The organism is Pseudomonas sp. P1_A1, from assembly GCF_056406935.1.
This window is the reverse complement of the sequence record NZ_JBFTZE010000006.1, coordinates 12,905-29,433: the sequence shown is the minus strand read 5'-3', so window position 1 is coordinate 29,433 and position 16,529 is coordinate 12,905. Positions and strand designations below refer to the sequence as shown.

At 58.4% G+C, this 16,529-nt stretch carries 13 protein-coding genes; 5 read left to right on the top strand and 8 right to left on the bottom strand.

Annotated features, from left to right (window positions below):
- Positions 1-222 precede the first annotated feature (222 nt).
- Both AC1D2Q_RS10650 and AC1D2Q_RS10645 read left to right on the top strand, forming a co-directional pair.
- Positions 223-849 carry a TetR/AcrR family transcriptional regulator gene (locus tag AC1D2Q_RS10650; protein WP_477813173.1) on the top strand — a complete coding sequence of 209 codons (627 nt, stop codon included), beginning with the start codon at positions 223-225 and terminating at the stop codon, positions 847-849.
- A gap of 198 nt (positions 850-1,047) precedes the next feature.
- A complete protein-coding gene (locus AC1D2Q_RS10645; protein WP_477813172.1) occupies positions 1,048-2,319 on the top strand; it encodes an OmpP1/FadL family transporter in 1,272 nt (423 codons plus the stop codon).
- A 111-nt stretch (positions 2,320-2,430) separates the two neighbouring features.
- On the opposite strand, the gene AC1D2Q_RS10640 is transcribed toward AC1D2Q_RS10645, so the two are convergent.
- Together AC1D2Q_RS10640 and AC1D2Q_RS10635 are read right to left on the bottom strand one after the other, a co-directional pair.
- Entirely contained in the window at positions 2,431-3,216 is a 786-nt protein-coding gene (locus AC1D2Q_RS10640) for an SDR family NAD(P)-dependent oxidoreductase (RefSeq protein WP_477813171.1), read from the bottom strand.
- A gap of 140 nt (positions 3,217-3,356) precedes the next feature.
- Positions 3,357-4,817, bottom strand: coding sequence for an efflux transporter outer membrane subunit (locus tag AC1D2Q_RS10635; protein ID WP_477813170.1), 1,461 nt, complete (start codon positions 4,815-4,817; stop codon positions 3,357-3,359).
- 219 nt (positions 4,818-5,036) lie between these two features.
- Here AC1D2Q_RS10635 and AC1D2Q_RS10630 point away from each other — a divergent pair, with 219 nt between their 5' ends.
- On the top strand, positions 5,037-6,146 hold the full coding sequence (locus AC1D2Q_RS10630; RefSeq protein WP_477813169.1) for an efflux RND transporter periplasmic adaptor subunit: 1,110 nt from the start codon (positions 5,037-5,039) through the stop codon (positions 6,144-6,146).
- The gene (locus AC1D2Q_RS10625) at positions 6,143-9,292 is read left to right on the top strand and encodes an efflux RND transporter permease subunit (protein ID WP_477813168.1); all 3,150 of its coding nucleotides are present in this window, start codon (positions 6,143-6,145) and stop codon (positions 9,290-9,292) included. Before AC1D2Q_RS10630 ends, AC1D2Q_RS10625 begins: the two co-directional genes overlap by 4 nt.
- Before the next feature lie 98 nt (positions 9,293-9,390).
- Here the strand turns inward: AC1D2Q_RS10625 and AC1D2Q_RS10620 are convergent, their stop codons facing one another.
- The 4 genes from AC1D2Q_RS10620 to AC1D2Q_RS10605 form a co-directional block, all read right to left on the bottom strand.
- Positions 9,391-10,347: a 2-hydroxyacid dehydrogenase gene (locus tag AC1D2Q_RS10620; RefSeq protein ID WP_477813167.1), complete on the bottom strand. Its 957-nt coding sequence runs from the start codon at positions 10,345-10,347 to the stop codon at positions 9,391-9,393.
- A 33-nt stretch (positions 10,348-10,380) separates the two neighbouring features.
- A complete protein-coding gene (locus AC1D2Q_RS10615) occupies positions 10,381-11,139 on the bottom strand; it encodes an SDR family oxidoreductase (protein WP_477813166.1) in 759 nt (252 codons plus the stop codon).
- A gap of 17 nt (positions 11,140-11,156) precedes the next feature.
- The gene (locus tag AC1D2Q_RS10610; RefSeq protein ID WP_477813165.1) at positions 11,157-11,876 is read right to left on the bottom strand and encodes a fumarylacetoacetate hydrolase family protein; all 720 of its coding nucleotides are present in this window, start codon (positions 11,874-11,876) and stop codon (positions 11,157-11,159) included.
- Positions 11,877-11,974: 98 nt separating this feature from the next.
- A complete protein-coding gene (locus AC1D2Q_RS10605) occupies positions 11,975-13,324 on the bottom strand; it encodes an MFS transporter (RefSeq protein WP_019649133.1) in 1,350 nt (449 codons plus the stop codon).
- A gap of 584 nt (positions 13,325-13,908) precedes the next feature.
- On the opposite strand from AC1D2Q_RS10605, the gene AC1D2Q_RS10600 reads away from it, so the two are divergent.
- On the top strand, positions 13,909-14,841 hold the full coding sequence (locus tag AC1D2Q_RS10600) for a helix-turn-helix transcriptional regulator (protein WP_204125122.1): 933 nt from the start codon (positions 13,909-13,911) through the stop codon (positions 14,839-14,841).
- 4 nt (positions 14,842-14,845) lie between these two features.
- Here AC1D2Q_RS10600 and AC1D2Q_RS10595 read toward each other — a convergent pair whose 3' ends face one another.
- Both AC1D2Q_RS10595 and AC1D2Q_RS10590 read right to left on the bottom strand, forming a co-directional pair.
- On the bottom strand, positions 14,846-15,211 hold the full coding sequence (locus AC1D2Q_RS10595) for a response regulator transcription factor (RefSeq protein WP_477813327.1): 366 nt from the start codon (positions 15,209-15,211) through the stop codon (positions 14,846-14,848).
- Between the two features lie 41 nt (positions 15,212-15,252).
- Complete coding sequence (locus AC1D2Q_RS10590; RefSeq protein ID WP_018927749.1) at positions 15,253-16,245, bottom strand: response regulator; 993 nt, start codon at positions 16,243-16,245, stop codon at positions 15,253-15,255.
- Positions 16,246-16,529 lie beyond the last annotated feature (284 nt).

Here is a 16,529-nt window from a genome sequence, read left to right as displayed (position 1 = left end):
TCTCGACGGCAGCGCTCACCACTGAAGGACTATCAGATAATGTTCTCCAATAAATCAGTCGTGCGTCGCGCAGCAGCAACTCTTCGAGGCGGCCACTGTCGACCGGCTCAAGTGATGAAGTTTGTGGGCGCTCGGAAAAGTCGTTCAAAATGGCCGATTCGTGACTAGATATCTTATCGGTCACAAGTTGTCAGTCGGCGATTGGGTGAGTAAGCTGTTCTCATGAATCAGCCATCAATATCTTCATCTTCGCCCAGCCCCCGTGGCCCTGCCGATCACGACATTCGAGACCAGATTGTCGCGGCGGCCAACGAACACTTCAGTCAATACGGCTACGGCAAAACCACGGTTTCCGACCTGGCTAAGGCCATCGGGTTTTCCAAGGCCTACATCTACAAATTTTTTGATTCCAAGCAGGCGATCGGTGAAGCCATCTGCGCAAATTGTCTGGCAGAAATCGTCGCGGCTGTGGAGCAGGCGATCAATGTAGAAGACCTGTCGCCGACGGAACGCTTTCGACAATTGGTCAAAACAGTGATCGCCACAGGCGTGAATCTGTTCTTTAACGACCGAAAACTCTATGACATTGCAGCATTTGCGGCGTCGGAAAGCTGGCCCAGTACGCAGGCTTATGACGCACAGATCAAACGCTTCGTGTTGCAAATCGTGCGGGAGGGGCGAGAGATCGGCGAATTCGAGCGCAAGACTCCCCTGGACGAAACAGTAGAAGCGATACATCTGGCTTTGCGGCCTTTCGTCAATCCTTTACTCCTGCAGTACAACCTCGATTATGTCGAGGAGGCGCCCACGCTCACCTCCAACCTCATTTTGCGCAGCCTCATGCCTTGACCTTCGGCTAACGGTTTTACGTCATGCCTGTGTAAGCGACACATCACCAAAACGGCTTTTCACTTTGCCCTTCTTCCAGTCGTCGAAGGGCATTTCATTTATTTGGATTGTGACCGTTGACTGAAATGGTCACATGAATAAATATGGTGAGCCGTTGCTTCTACTGCTTCATCTCAGTGATCCCATAGAGTTCAAACAATGAAAAAAATAATGCACAAGAGCCCATTTGGCCTCGCTGTCGTGCTCGCATCTTCAAATGTGTTTGCAAGCGGTTTCGCTCTCAATGAGCAAAGCGTCAGTGGCATGGGTTCCGGGTTTGCCGGGCGCTCCTCATCCGCTGAAGATGCGAGCACGGTCTTCGGTAATCCGGCGGGCATGTCTCGATTGAAAAGGGAGCAGGTCAGCGTGGGCGCGGCGACTCTATTCGCGAAGACCGACATAAGCCAAACCCGCAGTACATTCGGAGGCCAGGAAGACGGCGACATGGTGCCAACCACCACAGTGCCTATGGGTTACTACGTCAAACCCATCGATGAGCAGTGGGCATTCGGTGTAGGTTTTTATGTACCTTTCGGTCTGATGACTGACTATGACAGCGGTTTTGCCGGGCGTTACTACGCCAACAAAAGTGAGGTCACGACCCTTACGTTCCAGCCCACCATCAGCTATGCCTTTAACGACAAAGTTTCGATCGGGTTCGGTCCGACCATCAACCGCATCACCGGTGAGCTGTCCGGGATGGTGCCCAATCCACTTAGCCCAGGTCGCAATGACGGAAAACTCAAAAGCACGGGCGACGACACGGCCCTCGGTTTCAACGCCGGTATCCTGGTGCAGGCTACAGACCAAACTCGCTTGGGCATGACTTACCATTCCAAGGTTAGTTACCACCTGGACGCCAAGACCAAGGTCACCGACGGCATCTTTAGCGTGTTGGGGGTCAGCGGTCGCAGTTATGACGCTTCGCTGGATGTGGATACCCCAGAGTCAGTGGATTTCTCGGTGACTCATCAGCTTAATAACGACTGGACACTCTACTTGGGGAGTACCTGGACACGCTGGAGTCGCTTCAAAGAGTTAACCATCGAGAACACGGGTTTACCCCCTTTGCTGAGCGGCTCGCTGGGCACTATTACCGAAGAACAGAACTGGCATGATACGTGGGCTCACGCTATCGGCACGGCGTACAAATTGAACAGCCAATGGGTACTTCGCGCAGGCTTCTCGGTCGACCAGTCTCCCACCAACAACACCAACCGTGGACCACGTATTCCTACGGGTGACCGGAAGGTTATCAGCTTCGGTGCTGGCTGGACTCCGGCGGACAATGTCACGATCGATGTTGCTTATTCCTACCTGTGGGAGGAGAGCGTGCAGATCAACGACGCCTCTGCGAGCAGAGGCGCATACAGTGCCAAATATAAGAACAGCGCGAACGGGCTCGGTACTTCTGTGAGTTACCGCTTCTAATTGAGTGCTGTTACACGATAAATGTCCTGTCGGGAGCACGCGTTGCCTCCCGACCTTTAAGAACATATCTCGGGCCTTTCCCCTAAGGTAAAAGGCCTCTTTGTCGCCCCCTCAGACTCCCATCACCTGCGCCATAAGGCTCTGATGAAACCGACGAGGCGTGGCCCAAGTCAAGACAGTAATGGCCTTGTTGCCAAAACCCGGCACCACACTCATGCGTCCGGCTTGCAGCGCACGGATTCCTGCACGCACGACGGGTTGAGGCTGCATCATCACCATTTTTAAGGTCGGTGTGATCCGTTGCTTGGCGCTTTCTGCAAATCCGGTATCCGACATTCCTGGGCAAAGAGCGGTAACGACGACGCCGTCATTTTTCAGTTCGCGATGAAGCGCATCAGAGAAGCGAAGAACATAGGCTTTCGCGGCAGAGTAAACGGCGAAATTCTTCACGCCCTGGAAGGACAGCAAGCTGGCGACCATCAGGATGTGCCCACGTTTGCGGGCTCGCATGTCGGCCGCGAAAAGGCGTGTCAGGGCTGTCAGGCTGGCGATATCCAAATCAATCATGGTCAGGGACTCATCCAGAGGTTGATCCAGGAAAGGCCCCTGCAATCCATGACCCGCATTGTTGATGAGCACATCGATCACTATATTGCGTTCGCTGAGTCGCTCATGCAGTTCGATGATCGCCGGGATCGAGGACAGGTCTACTTGTTCGACGATCACATCAACGCCGAAGCGTTCGCGCAACTGCGCCGATAGCGCTTCGAGCTTACTCAGCCTTCTTGCTACCAGAACGAGCGATTTTCCCTGCGCTGCATATTGCCGGGCAAACTCCTCGCCAAATCCGCTTGATGCTCCGGTGATGAGCACCCAGGAATTCTCGTTCGATTTCATTTCGCTGTACTCCGGTTGGTTTCTATTGAGCAATTGGCTGCTGACCGCGTCAGTCGGTGAGCGAACCCGTTCTCGGATTGGGTAGTGGCTGAAAGAGGAAGGGGAGGTGCGTGCATCAAGTGCTACGTCACCTGGTTAAATCATCGTGTCGCAACAGGCTGGGCTTCAGGAGGTTGCCAGCCACCACCGAGCGCCTTGAATGCCGCAACCGCCGCCCGTGCCGATTCGGTTCGTGCTTGTGCCCGAGCATCGGAAGCCTGCAGCATCGTCTCGTCGGCGTGCAGGACGTCGATCAGGCTGGCCGTGCCTTTCTCATAGGCAATGAACGACGATTGGCGAGCCTGTATCAGGGACGCTTCTCCTCCGGTGAGGGTGGTTGCCTGAGCTTCCCGATTCACCAGTGAGGAGAGCGCGTTTTCGACATCCTCGGTGGCGCGCAGCACGGACTGACGGTAAGCGGCCAGGGTTTCGGCTTCCTGTCCCTTGGCTTGGTCGATTTGGGCGTTTATGCGACCGAAGTCGAAGAGTCTCCAGTGCAGGCCCAGTACGCCCGCTGACTGGCTGGCGCCGCTGGTGAAAAGATTGCCTGCGGATACAGCCGTGGCGCTGCCCAGCAATGCGCTAAGGGAGAATTTCGGGTAGTACTCAGCAATCGCCTCCCCGATGCGTGCGTTTGAGGCCGCAAGACGGCGCTCAGCCACAATGAGGTCTGGCCTGCGGCGCAGCAAATCGGCCGGCGTTCCCATCGTCTTTAACTGCGGCGCTACAGGAATGCTCCCCGCACTTGCCAGTTGTATGCGGTGAGTGCCTGGCGGCGTGCCGAGCATGACATCCAGCGCATTCATGGCAGCATCCAGACCGGTCTGCAGGACCGGCACTGTCGCTTGGACCTGCGATAGCGCCCCCTCGGCCTGGCGAACCTGATAGTTGGCGGCGAGCCCCTTGCTGTAGAGCAATTGGACTTTCTCTAGTAGCTCCTGCTGTGTTTTGACTTGTCGGTTCGCAATGTCCAGCCGGGTCTGCAGTCCGCGGACAGTGATGTAGATATCGGCGGTCTGTGCAGCGACGGCCAATCGTGTGGCAGCGACGCCTGCCTCGGAAGCCTGGTACTCGGCCAAAGCAGCCTCGCGTCCGCGGCGCAATCCGCCAAAGACATCTACCTCCCAGCTGGCATCGAGGTTGGTCTCGTAGGAACTTCCGTACCGGTCATAGCCAGGCGTTGAGTTCAACACCTGGCCGAGCGGCGTCTCGATTGACTGGTAGGAGCGCGCGGCCTGTCCGCTGATGTTCCCCGAGGGCAGTAAAGCGGCATTTGCGGCGCCCAGTCCGGCCCGCGCCTGCGTGACTCGCGCCGACGCCTGCGCCAGGTCCAGGTTCTGCTCAAGTGCCTTGGAGACGAAGTCGGCTAATAGCGGATCACCAAAGCCTTCCCACCAGGCGACAAGACTGGCCGGCGTCGCCCCAGGCCTCTGTTCGACAGAAGACTGCCCCAAGTAATGGTCCGAAAGTGGGGCGTCTGGACGGTGATAGTCCGGACCGACCGCGCAACCTGTCATCAAGCTGGCACTCACCAAGAGAGCAATGGGGCGGAGGGGAGGCATTGAGGTACCTTCAATCGAGGATGTTTGTGACCATATTACGTTGTGGTCACATTCTGTCAATCGACGCTCTTTGGGCTAAGCTCGAGGTTGGCTAGCAGTATTCGGCAATACTAGTGCTGAGATCATGGGGTTCGGTACTTCATAATTCGTGACCATTGACAGATATGGTCACTAGACTGAGAATGAGGCGCCTGTCCTATTTTTTAAGTAAGGGAACCTATGCGCCGGCTTCGACCTGTCCCCATTGCCGCTTGCTTGTTGCCTCTCGTCCTGACGGCGTGTGGCGACTCATCCACCGTTGAAGATCCACGTACGCATGCCCCTCTGGTGAGGTCCTCTGCGGTTCAGGGGTCGTCCGACGCCTCACGTTCTTTCACTGGCGTCGTGGCTGCCCGCGTCCAGGGCGACTTGGGTTTTCGGGTATCAGGCAAGGTGCTTGAGCGTCTGGTTGACACCGGTCAGACCGTTAAGCGTGGTCAGCCACTCATGCGTCTCGACCCAATCGACCTGGGGTTACAGGCGCGAGCACAGCAAGAGTCGGTCATCGCCGCGCGGGCCCGAGCCAAGCAGACTGCAGATGACGAGGCGCGATATCGCGACCTGGTCGCCGCAGGTGCTATTTCCGCATCGGCTTACGACCAGATCAAAGCCGCAGCGGATACCGCAAAGGCGCAGCTCAGCGCCGCTGAAGCGCAGGCCGACGTGGCCCGCAATGCTTCTGGTTATGCGGTGCTGTTTGCGGATTCCGACGGCGTTGTGGTGGAGACGCTCGCCGAGCCCGGGCAAGTCGTCAGCCCGGGGCAGCCCGTGGTTCGACTGGCGCGGGCGGGGCAGCGCGAAGCCATCGTGCATCTGCCCGAGACGCTACGCCCCGCAGCAGGATCCACCGCGCAGGCGACGCTTTATGGCAATACCACGGGTGCTGTTACAGCGAAGCTGAGGCTGCTTTCTGACTCGGCCGATCGAATGACACGCACCTTCGAGGCGCGGTATGTGCTTGAGGGCGCGCTGGCCAATGCACCGCTAGGCTCGACCGTCACGCTTCGGATCGCTGAAGGCTCCACGCAAGGGCAGGGGCTGCAAGTGCCGATCGCTGCCGTTTATGACCCAGGCCAAGGCACTGGCGTGTGGGTCATTGCCGGTACACCTGCGAAGGTGGCCTGGCGACCTGTTCAAATCTTGGGCTTGAGCGACGACGCAGCGCGAGTCGCAGGCGATCTCAAGGTCGGCGAGCAGATTGTAGCGTTAGGCGCGCATCTGCTGCGCGATGGTGAGGAGGTGAGGCTGGCTCAACCGGATGGCGTCAAGGTCGCAGGGAGTCATCCATGAGCGAGGGGCGCTTCAATCTCTCCGCGATCGCCGTTCGCGAGCGCTCCATCACGGTGTTTCTGATCTTCCTGATCGCCGTTGCGGGCATCCTGTCGTTCTTCCAACTGGGGCGTGCGGAAGATCCTCCGTTTACGGTCAAGCAGTTGACGGTCATTACCGCGTGGCCGGGCGCCACGGCGCAGGAGATGCAGGATCAGGTAGCAGAGCCACTTGAAAAGCGCCTGCAAGAACTGAAATGGTACGACCGCACGGAAACCTACACCCGTCCTGGCCTCGCCTTCACCATGGTGTCACTGCGCGATAGCACGCCGCCCGCGCAAGTGCATGAGGAGTTCTATCAGGCGCGTAAAAAGCTCGACGATGAGGCCAGGAAGCTGCCGGCGGGTGTCATCGGGCCAATGGTCAACGACGAGTTTTCGGACGTGACATTTGCACTGTTCGCCCTGAAAGCCAAAGGCGAACCGCAGCGACTGTTGGTACGTGATGCAGAGTCGTTGCGCCAACAACTGCTGCATGTGCCGGGCGTGAAGAAGGTCAACATTATTGGGGAGCAACCCGAGCGCATCTTTGTTTCCTTTTCCCATGATCGGCTGGCCACCTTGGGCGTATCACCTCAGGACATCTTTGCCGCGCTGAATAATCAGAACGTGCTCACGCCTGCCGGTTCGATCGAAAGCGACGGGCCACAAATCTTCCTCCGGCTGGATGGCGCCTTCGACAAGGTGCAGAAGATTCGTGACACACCCATTGCGGTTCAGGGGCGGACGCTGAAGCTCTCGGACGTGGCGACGATCGAACGTGGTTATGAAGATCCGGCAACCTTTCTCGTGCGTAATAACGGTGAAGAGGCCTTGTTGCTGGGGATCGTGATGCGTGAGGGTTGGAACGGTCTTGACCTGGGCAAGGCGTTGGACGCGGAGACGGTCAAGATCAATGAAGGCATGCCGTTGGGCATGACGCTCTCCAAGGTCACCGATCAATCTGTAAATATCAGTTCGGCCGTCGGCGAGTTCATGGTCAAGTTTTTCGTCGCGCTGCTTGTGGTGATGCTTGTCTGCTTTCTCAGCATGGGCTGGCGTGTAGGCGTTGTGGTCGCTGCGGCTGTACCGTTGACGCTGGCCGTGGTGTTTGTGGTGATGGCGGCCACTGGAAAGAACTTTGACCGTATCACCCTTGGCTCGTTGATTCTGGCGCTCGGACTGTTGGTGGACGACGCCATCATTGCTATCGAAATGATGGTGGTGAAAATGGAGGAGGGCTACGACCGCATCAAAGCTTCCGCGTATGCCTGGAGTCATACAGCCGCGCCGATGCTTTCCGGTACGCTGGTGACGGCTATCGGCTTTATGCCCAACGGTTTCGCGCAGTCGACAGCCGGCGAGTACACCAGCAACATGTTCTGGATCGTGGGCATTGCCCTGATTGCCTCCTGGGTGGTTGCGGTAGCTTTTACCCCGTACCTGGGTGTGAAGATGTTGCCGAACATCAAGAAGGTCGAGGGTGGTCATGCGGCCATCTACAACACCCGAAATTACAACCGCTTCCGCCAGGTGTTGACGCGTGTCATCGCTCGCAAATGGCTGGTAGCCGGTACTGTTATCGCAATGTTTGGCGTGGCGATTCTCGGCATGAGCCTGGTCAAGAAACAGTTCTTCCCTACCTCGGACCGTCCAGAGGTATTGATTGAAGTGCAAATGCCTTATGGAACCTCCATTGAGCAGACCAGCGCCACCACTGCCAAGATAGAGGCCTGGCTGCAAAAGCAGGGTGAGGCAAAAATCGTCACCGCTTATATCGGGCAAGGCGCGCCGCGTTTCTATCTGGCGATGGCGCCGGAACTCCCTGATCCATCGTTTGCGAAGATTGTGGTGCTGACGGACAGCCAGGAGGAGCGCGAGGCCCTCAAGTTCCGTCTCCGCGAGGCCGCTGCTGAGGGACTTGCCCCAGAAGCGCGTGTCAGGGTGACTCAGCTTGTATTTGGTCCATATTCGCCGTTCCCTGTTGCCTATCGGGTGATGGGGCCTGATCCGTCAAAATTGCGCGAGATCGCGAGCCAGGTACAGGACGTGATGCAGTCGAGCCCGATGATGAGAACCGTCAACACTGACTGGGGGCCACTGACGCCGACGCTGCATTTCGCTCTGGATCAGGATCGCTTGGAGGCGGTGGGGTTGACGTCAAACTCAGTCGCTCAGCAACTGCAGTTCCTGTTGGCCGGAGTACCGATCACTGCGGTTCGTGAGGACATTCGTTCGGTGCAGGTGGTCGGTCGCGCAGCGGGTGATATCCGGCTCGATCCCGCCAGGATAGAAGGTTTTACTCTGGTAGGCTCGGCGGGTCAGCGGATTCCGCTGTCTCAGGTGGGAGAGGTCGATGTTCGTATGGAAGATCCGATTCTCCGACGTCGTGACCGCACGCCGACCATTACCGTGCGCGGTGATATTGCCGAAGGCCTGCAGCCACCGGACGTCTCGAGCGTGATCATGAAGGAGCTGCAGCCGGTCATCGACCAGCTGCCTGACGGGTACCGGATCGAGCAGGCGGGTGCAATCGAGGAGTCGGGCAAAGCCGGTAAAGCGATGTTGCCGCTGTTCCCGATCATGATTGCCATGACGCTGCTGATCATTATTCTGCAGGTACGTTCGATCTCGGCGATGATCATGGTGTTCCTCACCTCGCCACTGGGGTTGATTGGTGTGGTGCCGACACTGCTTATCTTCCAGCAGCCGTTTGGTATCAACGCCTTAGTCGGTCTAATCGCCCTTTCGGGCATTCTGATGCGCAATACGCTGATTCTGATTGGGCAAATCCATCACAACGTGCAAGAAGGGCTGGATCCGTTTCACGCGGTGGTCGAAGCCACGGTCCAACGTGCCCGCCCGGTACTGCTGACAGCGCTGGCGGCAATCCTGGCGTTCATTCCCCTGACACACTCCGTCTTCTGGGGGACGCTGGCCTACACGCTGATCGGAGGCACGTTCATCGGAACCATCATGACGCTGGTGTTCCTGCCAGCGATGTACTCCATCTGGTTCAAGATCCGTCCTGACCATACGGGGAAAACTGAACCCGCTAATAAGCAAGCTAGCCTGGTGGATAGGACGCCACCTCGTCCTCTCGACGTTCACCAAACCACAGAGCTTTAGCCGTAGGCCATAGCGTGCTGCTTTAGTGGGCGTCGACGTGGCTGTTTACCTGGCACCGAACCGCCGAGGGGACGCAACGTCTCCTCGGCGGCCAACGTTCAGTCAGTCACAGACCCCTGCGGTATTCTCCCGGCGAAACTGTCCACCAGGCTCGCCACCACCATCTCTCCCATTCGCGTGCGAGTCTGCAGCGTCGCACTCGCGCGATGGGGCTGCAGCACCACGTTCTCGTTACCAAACAGTGCTTCGGGTACGTTCGGCTCATCGACAAACACATCCAGTGCCGCACCCGCGATCTCTCCAGCGGCCAGTGCCGTCACCAGATCGACCTCGTTGACCAGCTTGCCGCGCGCCACGTTGATCAGATACCCGTCCTTGCCCAGTGCCTGCAGCACCTCGGCATTGATGATGGCTTCAGCCTTGTCGGCAGCGGCCGCGAGAATCAGTGCATCACTGTTGCGTGCCAGCTGGTTCAAGTCGGCGATGAAGGTGTGGTTCACGTCGCTCATTGGTTGCAAATCGGTGTAGCTGATCGGGCAGCCGAACGCCGCGGCTCGAGTCGCCACGGCACGGCCGACCCGGCCCATGCCGACGATCCCGATGCGCATGCCCGCTACCTGACGTGCCAACGGCAACGGAGCCAACGGCGTCGGGCTATGGGGCCATTGGCCCGAACGCACATAACGATCACTGGTGCACAGACCCCGGCACACGGCAATCAACAAGCCGATGGCCAGGTCGGCGACGTCTTCGGTCAGCGCTCCGATGGTTGCCGTTACGCGGATTCCGCGATCCCGGGCGTAAGCCAGATCCACCGCATCGGTACCCACGCCGTTGACCGCCACCACTTCCAGTTTCGGTAGTTGCGCCATCAGCGCCTGGCTGATCCCGGTATGCCCGCCGGTGATCACCCCGCGAATGTTCGCGCCGTGTTCCTGCAAATAAGCCTGCTTGTCGGCCTGCTGGAAGTAACGTCTGACGGTAAACAGCTCATCGAGCCGCGCGTTGATTTCAGGGATCAGGATCGGGCTGAGCTGCAAGACTTCTGGCTTCATGTAAACCTCGTGTAGCGGAATAAAAAGGCCGGTTCAACCGCGACCGGCAAACGGCATGGCACTGGCCATGACGGTCATGTTCAGGACGTTCGCCTCCAGCGGCAGGCCGGCGATGTAACGCACGGCATCGGCCACATGCTTGACGTCCACCATCGGCTCCACGGCGATGGTGCCGTTGGCCTGGCGCACGCCTTTGGTCATGCGCACCGACATTTCGGTCAGGGCGTTGCCAATGTCGATCTGGCTGCAGGCGATGTTGAATTCACGCCCGTCCAGGGCCAGGGATTTGGTCAGCCCCAGCACCGCATGTTTGCTGGCGGTGTAGGCGCTGCTGAAGGGGCGTGGGGTATGCGCCGAGATCGAGCCGTTATTGATGATGCGTCCGCCCTGTGGCTGTTGCCGGCGCATCAGTGCGAAGGCACCACGGGCGCAGAGGAAAACGCCGTTGAGGTTGGTGTCGATCACGTTTCGCCACTGCTCGAACGTCAGCTCATCGAGCGGCACGGCAGGGGCATTGACCCCGGCGTTGTTGAACACCACGTCGAGGCGTCCGTATACCTCGGTGATGGTGGCAAACAGCGCATCGACGCTGGCCGGGTCGCGCACATCAGTGGGCACCGCCAACGCTTGGTGTCCTTCGCTGAGCGCCAATTCGACCAAGGCCTGCAACGGCTCAGGCCGACGTCCGGCCAATGCCAGGGTGAATCCGTCTGCCATCAGGCCGAGGGCCACAGCGCGGCCGATTCCGCTGCCGGCGCCGGTGACCAGGGCCACTTTCAAAGGACTGGACATGTTGTTATCTCCTTTTTTCAATTCACGAGAGCGTACGTCGGGTTCAAGGGTCGCTGACCGACGCGCATTTCCAGTTGGCCGATGCCGTCGATCCCGGCGTTAATGATGTCGCCCGGTTGCAGCACATCGACGCCTGCCGGGCTGCCGGTCATGATCAAGTCACCGGCCCGGAGCGCTACCGATTGCGAGATGCGGCTGATGATTTCACTGACTGACCAGATCTGGCTGTCGAGGCTGTCGCGTTGGCGCTCTTCGCCGTTGACGTTCAGCCACAATTCGCCGTCCGGGTGTCCGGCGCGAGTCACCGGCACGATGGCGGTCATCGGCGCGGCGCCGTCAAACACCTTGGCACCTTCCCACGGCAAGCCATTGCTTTTGGCCGCACGCTGGACATCACGGCGGGTCAGGTCAAGGCCGACGGCATAGCCCCAGACATAGGCCAGCGCCTGACTCTCCGGAATATTGGCGCCGCCTTCACCGATGGCCACGACCAATTCGATTTCGTGGACAAACTCTTCGGTCAATGGCGGGAAAGTCACTTCGCCCGTCGCATCCACCACGTTGCTCGCCGGTTTCATGAAGAACACCGGCGGCTGGCGGGACTGGCCTTGGGTGTCTGGCCAAGGGTAGTTGCGGCCGACGCAAAATACTCGGCCCACGGGAAAGCGTTGCTGGCTGCCGGCAACCGGCAAGGTCACGGGCAGATCCGGGGTAAACACGTACTCGGTCATCGTCATTTTTGTAGTCGTCCTGTTTGAAGCGTCAGCGTACGGCGGCAATCTTTTGCAAAGTTGGACGAAAGCCGCCTCGTGTTGGAGAAAAACGGTTTCTTGGCTCAGCGCGCCTTGAGTTCGATGCGATACAAGCGACCGAGCAGCAACGAATAGGACAAGGTCCCCATCAGCGCCACGCCGCCAATGAACCAGAAGGCGTAGGCAAACGAGCCTGTCGCGTGGACGATGCCGCCAATCACGATCGGGGTGACGATTCCGCCGATGTTGGCGGCCAGGCTGGTGACCCCGCCAGTCAGGCCGATCAATTCCTTGGGCGCGACTTCCGACACCGCCGCCCACGACGAGGAGGCGATTCCCTGGGCGAAGAAGGCCATGGTCAGCACGGCAATGCAGATCACGTTCGAGTCGGTGAAATTCACCAGCACGATCGACATCCCCAGCATCGATCCGACCACCAATGGCAACTTGCGAGCGAAGGACATTGAGTAACCACGACGGATCAGCAAGTCGGAGACGATGCCGGCCAGCAGAATGCCGACCGTTGCACCTACGAACGGCAGCACGGCGAAGACCCCGGCCTTGATCATGGTCAGCTTGCGTTCTTCGATCAGGTACGTCGGGAACCAGGTCAGGAAGAAGTACAACGCCGAGGTGCTGGCGAACTTGCCGATGCAAATCGCCCAGATCTGCCGATAGCTGAACAGCTCGGCGATCTGCCGCCAGTTGAACCGGGTGCGTTCCTGACTGCTCTTGACCAGTCCACCCCCGGCTTCGATGTACTTCAGTTCTTCCTGGCTGACGTTCTTGCAGCTCAGCGGATCGCGGTACACGTAGAGCCAGATCACACCGAACACAATGCCGAGTATCCCGGTGCTGTAGAAAACATGGCGCCAGTCATAGGTCGTGGCCAGCCATAACAGCATGCCGGTAAACAATGCCGTGCCCAGATACTGGCCGCACACGTAAATGCTGCTGGCCAGGCCCCGTTCGCGGGCCGGGAACCATACCGTCACCGCACGACTGTTGGCCGGAAATGCTGGAGCCTCCATGGCACCGACAGCCAGTCGCAGCCCGAACAGCGAAGCGAACCCGGTGGCAAAGCCTTGGCACACGGTGACCGTCGACCAACTGATCAGCGACACCCCGTAGGTGAACCGGGAACCGAAGCGATCGGCGATGAACCCGGCGGGGACCAGGGCAAGGGCGTAAGTCCAGGCAAACGCGGAAAAAATCAGGCCCATTTCGATCTTGTCCAGGCCCAGATCCTTGGCCATGAACGGTGCGGCAATCGAGATATTTACGCGGTCGATGTAGTTGATGATGGTCGCAATCAGCAGCAATGACAGCATGAACCAGCGCCGACGCGTCGGTAGTCGCTGAGGCAACAGGGCGTCCCGGGCGCCGGCGCTCACCGACGGCGCGGTGGACGGGGAGGTTTGCGAGTTCGACATGAGTAGACCTTTTTATTGTTAGGAGAATCGAGATGTTCACGCGCAGCCGAAGCCGATGCCTCCAGTGCCGGGGCAGGGCAATTGCTACTTGAGTGAGGGCGCGGACAGCCGCTGTCAGGCGCTCAGATACGCCTTCGGACTGGCTCGGTCGGGGGAGGGTTGGCGAGGGAAAAAAGCAGGTTCATCACGAGCGCACCTTTTGATTGTTATTGGAAGGGTCGGGCTGCATTGGTTGTTACAGTGGTCGTACAACCTCTCAAAATCAACGGAGGCGTTAGATCGTTTTTTCTCCTGTAAAAGGCGATCAATGCAGGTGTCCAAGAAAAATCAAATCAGCTCATTTCCTTCGTTATGCTTTATTCGATTCATAAGTTGATGTTTTTAAAAGATTAAATATTTTTTCGTGCTCGTAGTTTTTTGGACAGACGACACATCACACACGGATACAATTAATTCTCTGTATTTCGTTGTCATCCTATGACGTGTTGAAGCCGGCGGTGTCTGCCTTCACAATCACCGCGGTCGCCGCCTGCGTCGCGGCGCGACGACAACCTGTCCATGTACCTGTCGAGGATCCTCAGGCGATGTCGTCACCGAGTCGAGTACCCACTTACGTCATGCAGCAACGCAGCGAATTGACGGACTTTTACATCCGCGACAAAAAGGGCCGGCGCGCCGAAACCAGTCCGCATCGCCATGAGTATTTCCAGATCCAGGTCAACCTCGGTGGCGATACCGTGCAGCACATCGGTAATGTCGAGCGGCCGTTTCCGCGCAACACGCTGGCCTTCATCCTGCCGCATCGCGTGCACGTGATTCCGCATCCGGCCGACAGCAATTTCATGGTGATCAACTTTTCCCAGACCTTCCTGCTGCCGCATTTGCAGTGCGACCCGATGGACCTGGAGGAAGTCTCGATTCTGCTGGCACCCGAGTTGTCGCCGTTCCGCTTTCAGGAGCATCTGGATTTCATTCTGGCCGATGAAGATTTCAGCAAAGTCTGTGCCCTGATCGAACAGATGCGCGTGCTCGATGAAAACCGTCAGTTCGGCACTCGCGAGATGCTCAAGGGGCTGTTGCTGCAACTGGTGGGGAGTGTTTGTGCCTTGTATGCCGAGCCGCTCAAGCGGTTGGCCGAAGAGAATGCCGCCGAAGTCAGCCGACGCGATGCGCTGAGCAGGATGTCCGAATACTTGCGCAAGAACATTGCCGATCCCGACCTCAACCTGATCAAGGTGGCTGCTGCGACCTACCTGTCACCGACGTACCTGACGCACTGGTTGCGCAAGGAAATCGGCAAGACCTTCACTGAGCTGGTGCTCGAGCGCAGGATGCACGCGGCACGCAATTATTTGCTCAATGGGACACGACCGGTGGGGGAGGTGGCGAGGTTGTGCGGTTTCGCTGACGAGGCTTATTTTTCGCGACGCTTCCGCCAGATCCACGGCCAGCCTCCAGGGCAATTCAGGCGTCAGCAACTCAATCCTGATACGCCGCAATCGCCGTCCAACACGTGATTGTTCATCGCTCACATTGCAGCGCAAACTCGACGGCGCTCAGCAAGGCATCGCCGTTGAAGGGTTTACGCAAGCATTCGATGGGCTCATAGCGGCTGGATTCGGCCAGTGTGGCTTCATCCCAGTGTGCCGACATGCAAATCACTGGAAACTTTCGGCCCTTGAGCGTCAGCGCACGCATGACGTCCAGCCCTGACAGGCCGTTCATTTTCAGATCCAACAGCAGGCAGGCAACGTCATCGAAGTTTTCGAGGGCCAGGAATTCCTCGCCCGAGGCGAACACCCGAGAACGGTATCCGGCCGACCGGAGCAGATTGGCCAGGCTTTTGCGTACGGACGCATCGTCGTCCACGATGCAGACGATGATCATGGCGCTACGGGATGATTCGGGGGCGCAGCCAGTCTCCGTAGTCATGAAGAACCCTGCATGCCAAACGCTGGCTCCGTGCTGATCAAACCATACAGCTTGACCAGATTGACCAGCGAGCGCGTCTGCATCTTCTCCATGATGTGTTTGCGATGGACCTTGGCGGTGACTTCACTGGTGCCCAGCTGGTTGGCGATGTGCTTGTTGGACAGACCCGCGACGATCAGCGGCAGCACTTCGCGCTCACGGGGGGTCAACAGGGCAGCCCTTTGACGGGCGCTTTGTATGCGTTGCCATTGCTCGAACGCCGTCGCTGCACGCTGACGGGTGGCGCGCAGGGTGTCCAACAACTGGTCGTCGTTGAATGGTTTGGTCAGGAATTCGACCGCACCTGCTTTCATGGCCTGCACCGACATCGAGATGGTGCCGAAACCGGTCATGAAAATGACCGGCCACGGATGCCCGCGCTGTCCGAGCGCCGATTGAAGTTCCAGGCCTGTCGTTTCGGGCAGACTCACGTCAAGCAACAGGCAAGCGGGGCCGGTGTCGAGGTCAGCGTTGAGCAATTCTTCGGCCGAGGCGAATATCCGGTGCGCGATGCCTTCGGCCCGCAGCAGTCGGCTGAGGGCTGTACGCACGCTCGCTTCATCGTCGACGATGAACACCGGCACGCTGTCAGGATCGATCGTCTCCTGATCCTCGGGTGCCAAAGGGCCCGGTGCCACCGGATGGAACAGGGGCAGGGGCGGTTCACGTTTTTTCAATAATCGGTAACCTCGGCGCGGGACCGTCTGGATAAGTTCTTTTTCTCCGAGCAACTTGCGCAGCGAGGAAATCTGCACCTGCAGATTGTTTTCCTCGACGACGGTGTCGGGCCAGACCTGTGTGATCAATTCATCTTTGCTGACAATCCGGCCATCGGCGTGCATCAGCACCGAGAGGATTTCGAACGCCCGGCCCCCGACACGCAGCGGCCGTCCATCAAGAAAGGCTTCGCGCCGCTCCAGGGAAATAGTGGCTTGGCCGAGTCGGATCATGCGTTCCTCTGCACTGCGTGGATGGAGAGTGACGCCGGAGCATCAATTCATCAGAGGTACACGCTAGGGGACGGCCCCGCATAATGCAATTATCCCGAGGGATAACACACCGTGATTTCAGTGCGCAAAAACCATCGGCAACGGGGTAGCACGACAGCCATCATGGTGCCGATTACGGACAGGATGACCGGCATGCAGCCGTTGGGCCAGAGCCTTGCGTATACTCCAGGGCTCAGCCCGAAACGAATCTTCAGCGGTGATTGTTCATGTCCAGCCGTCCTCTC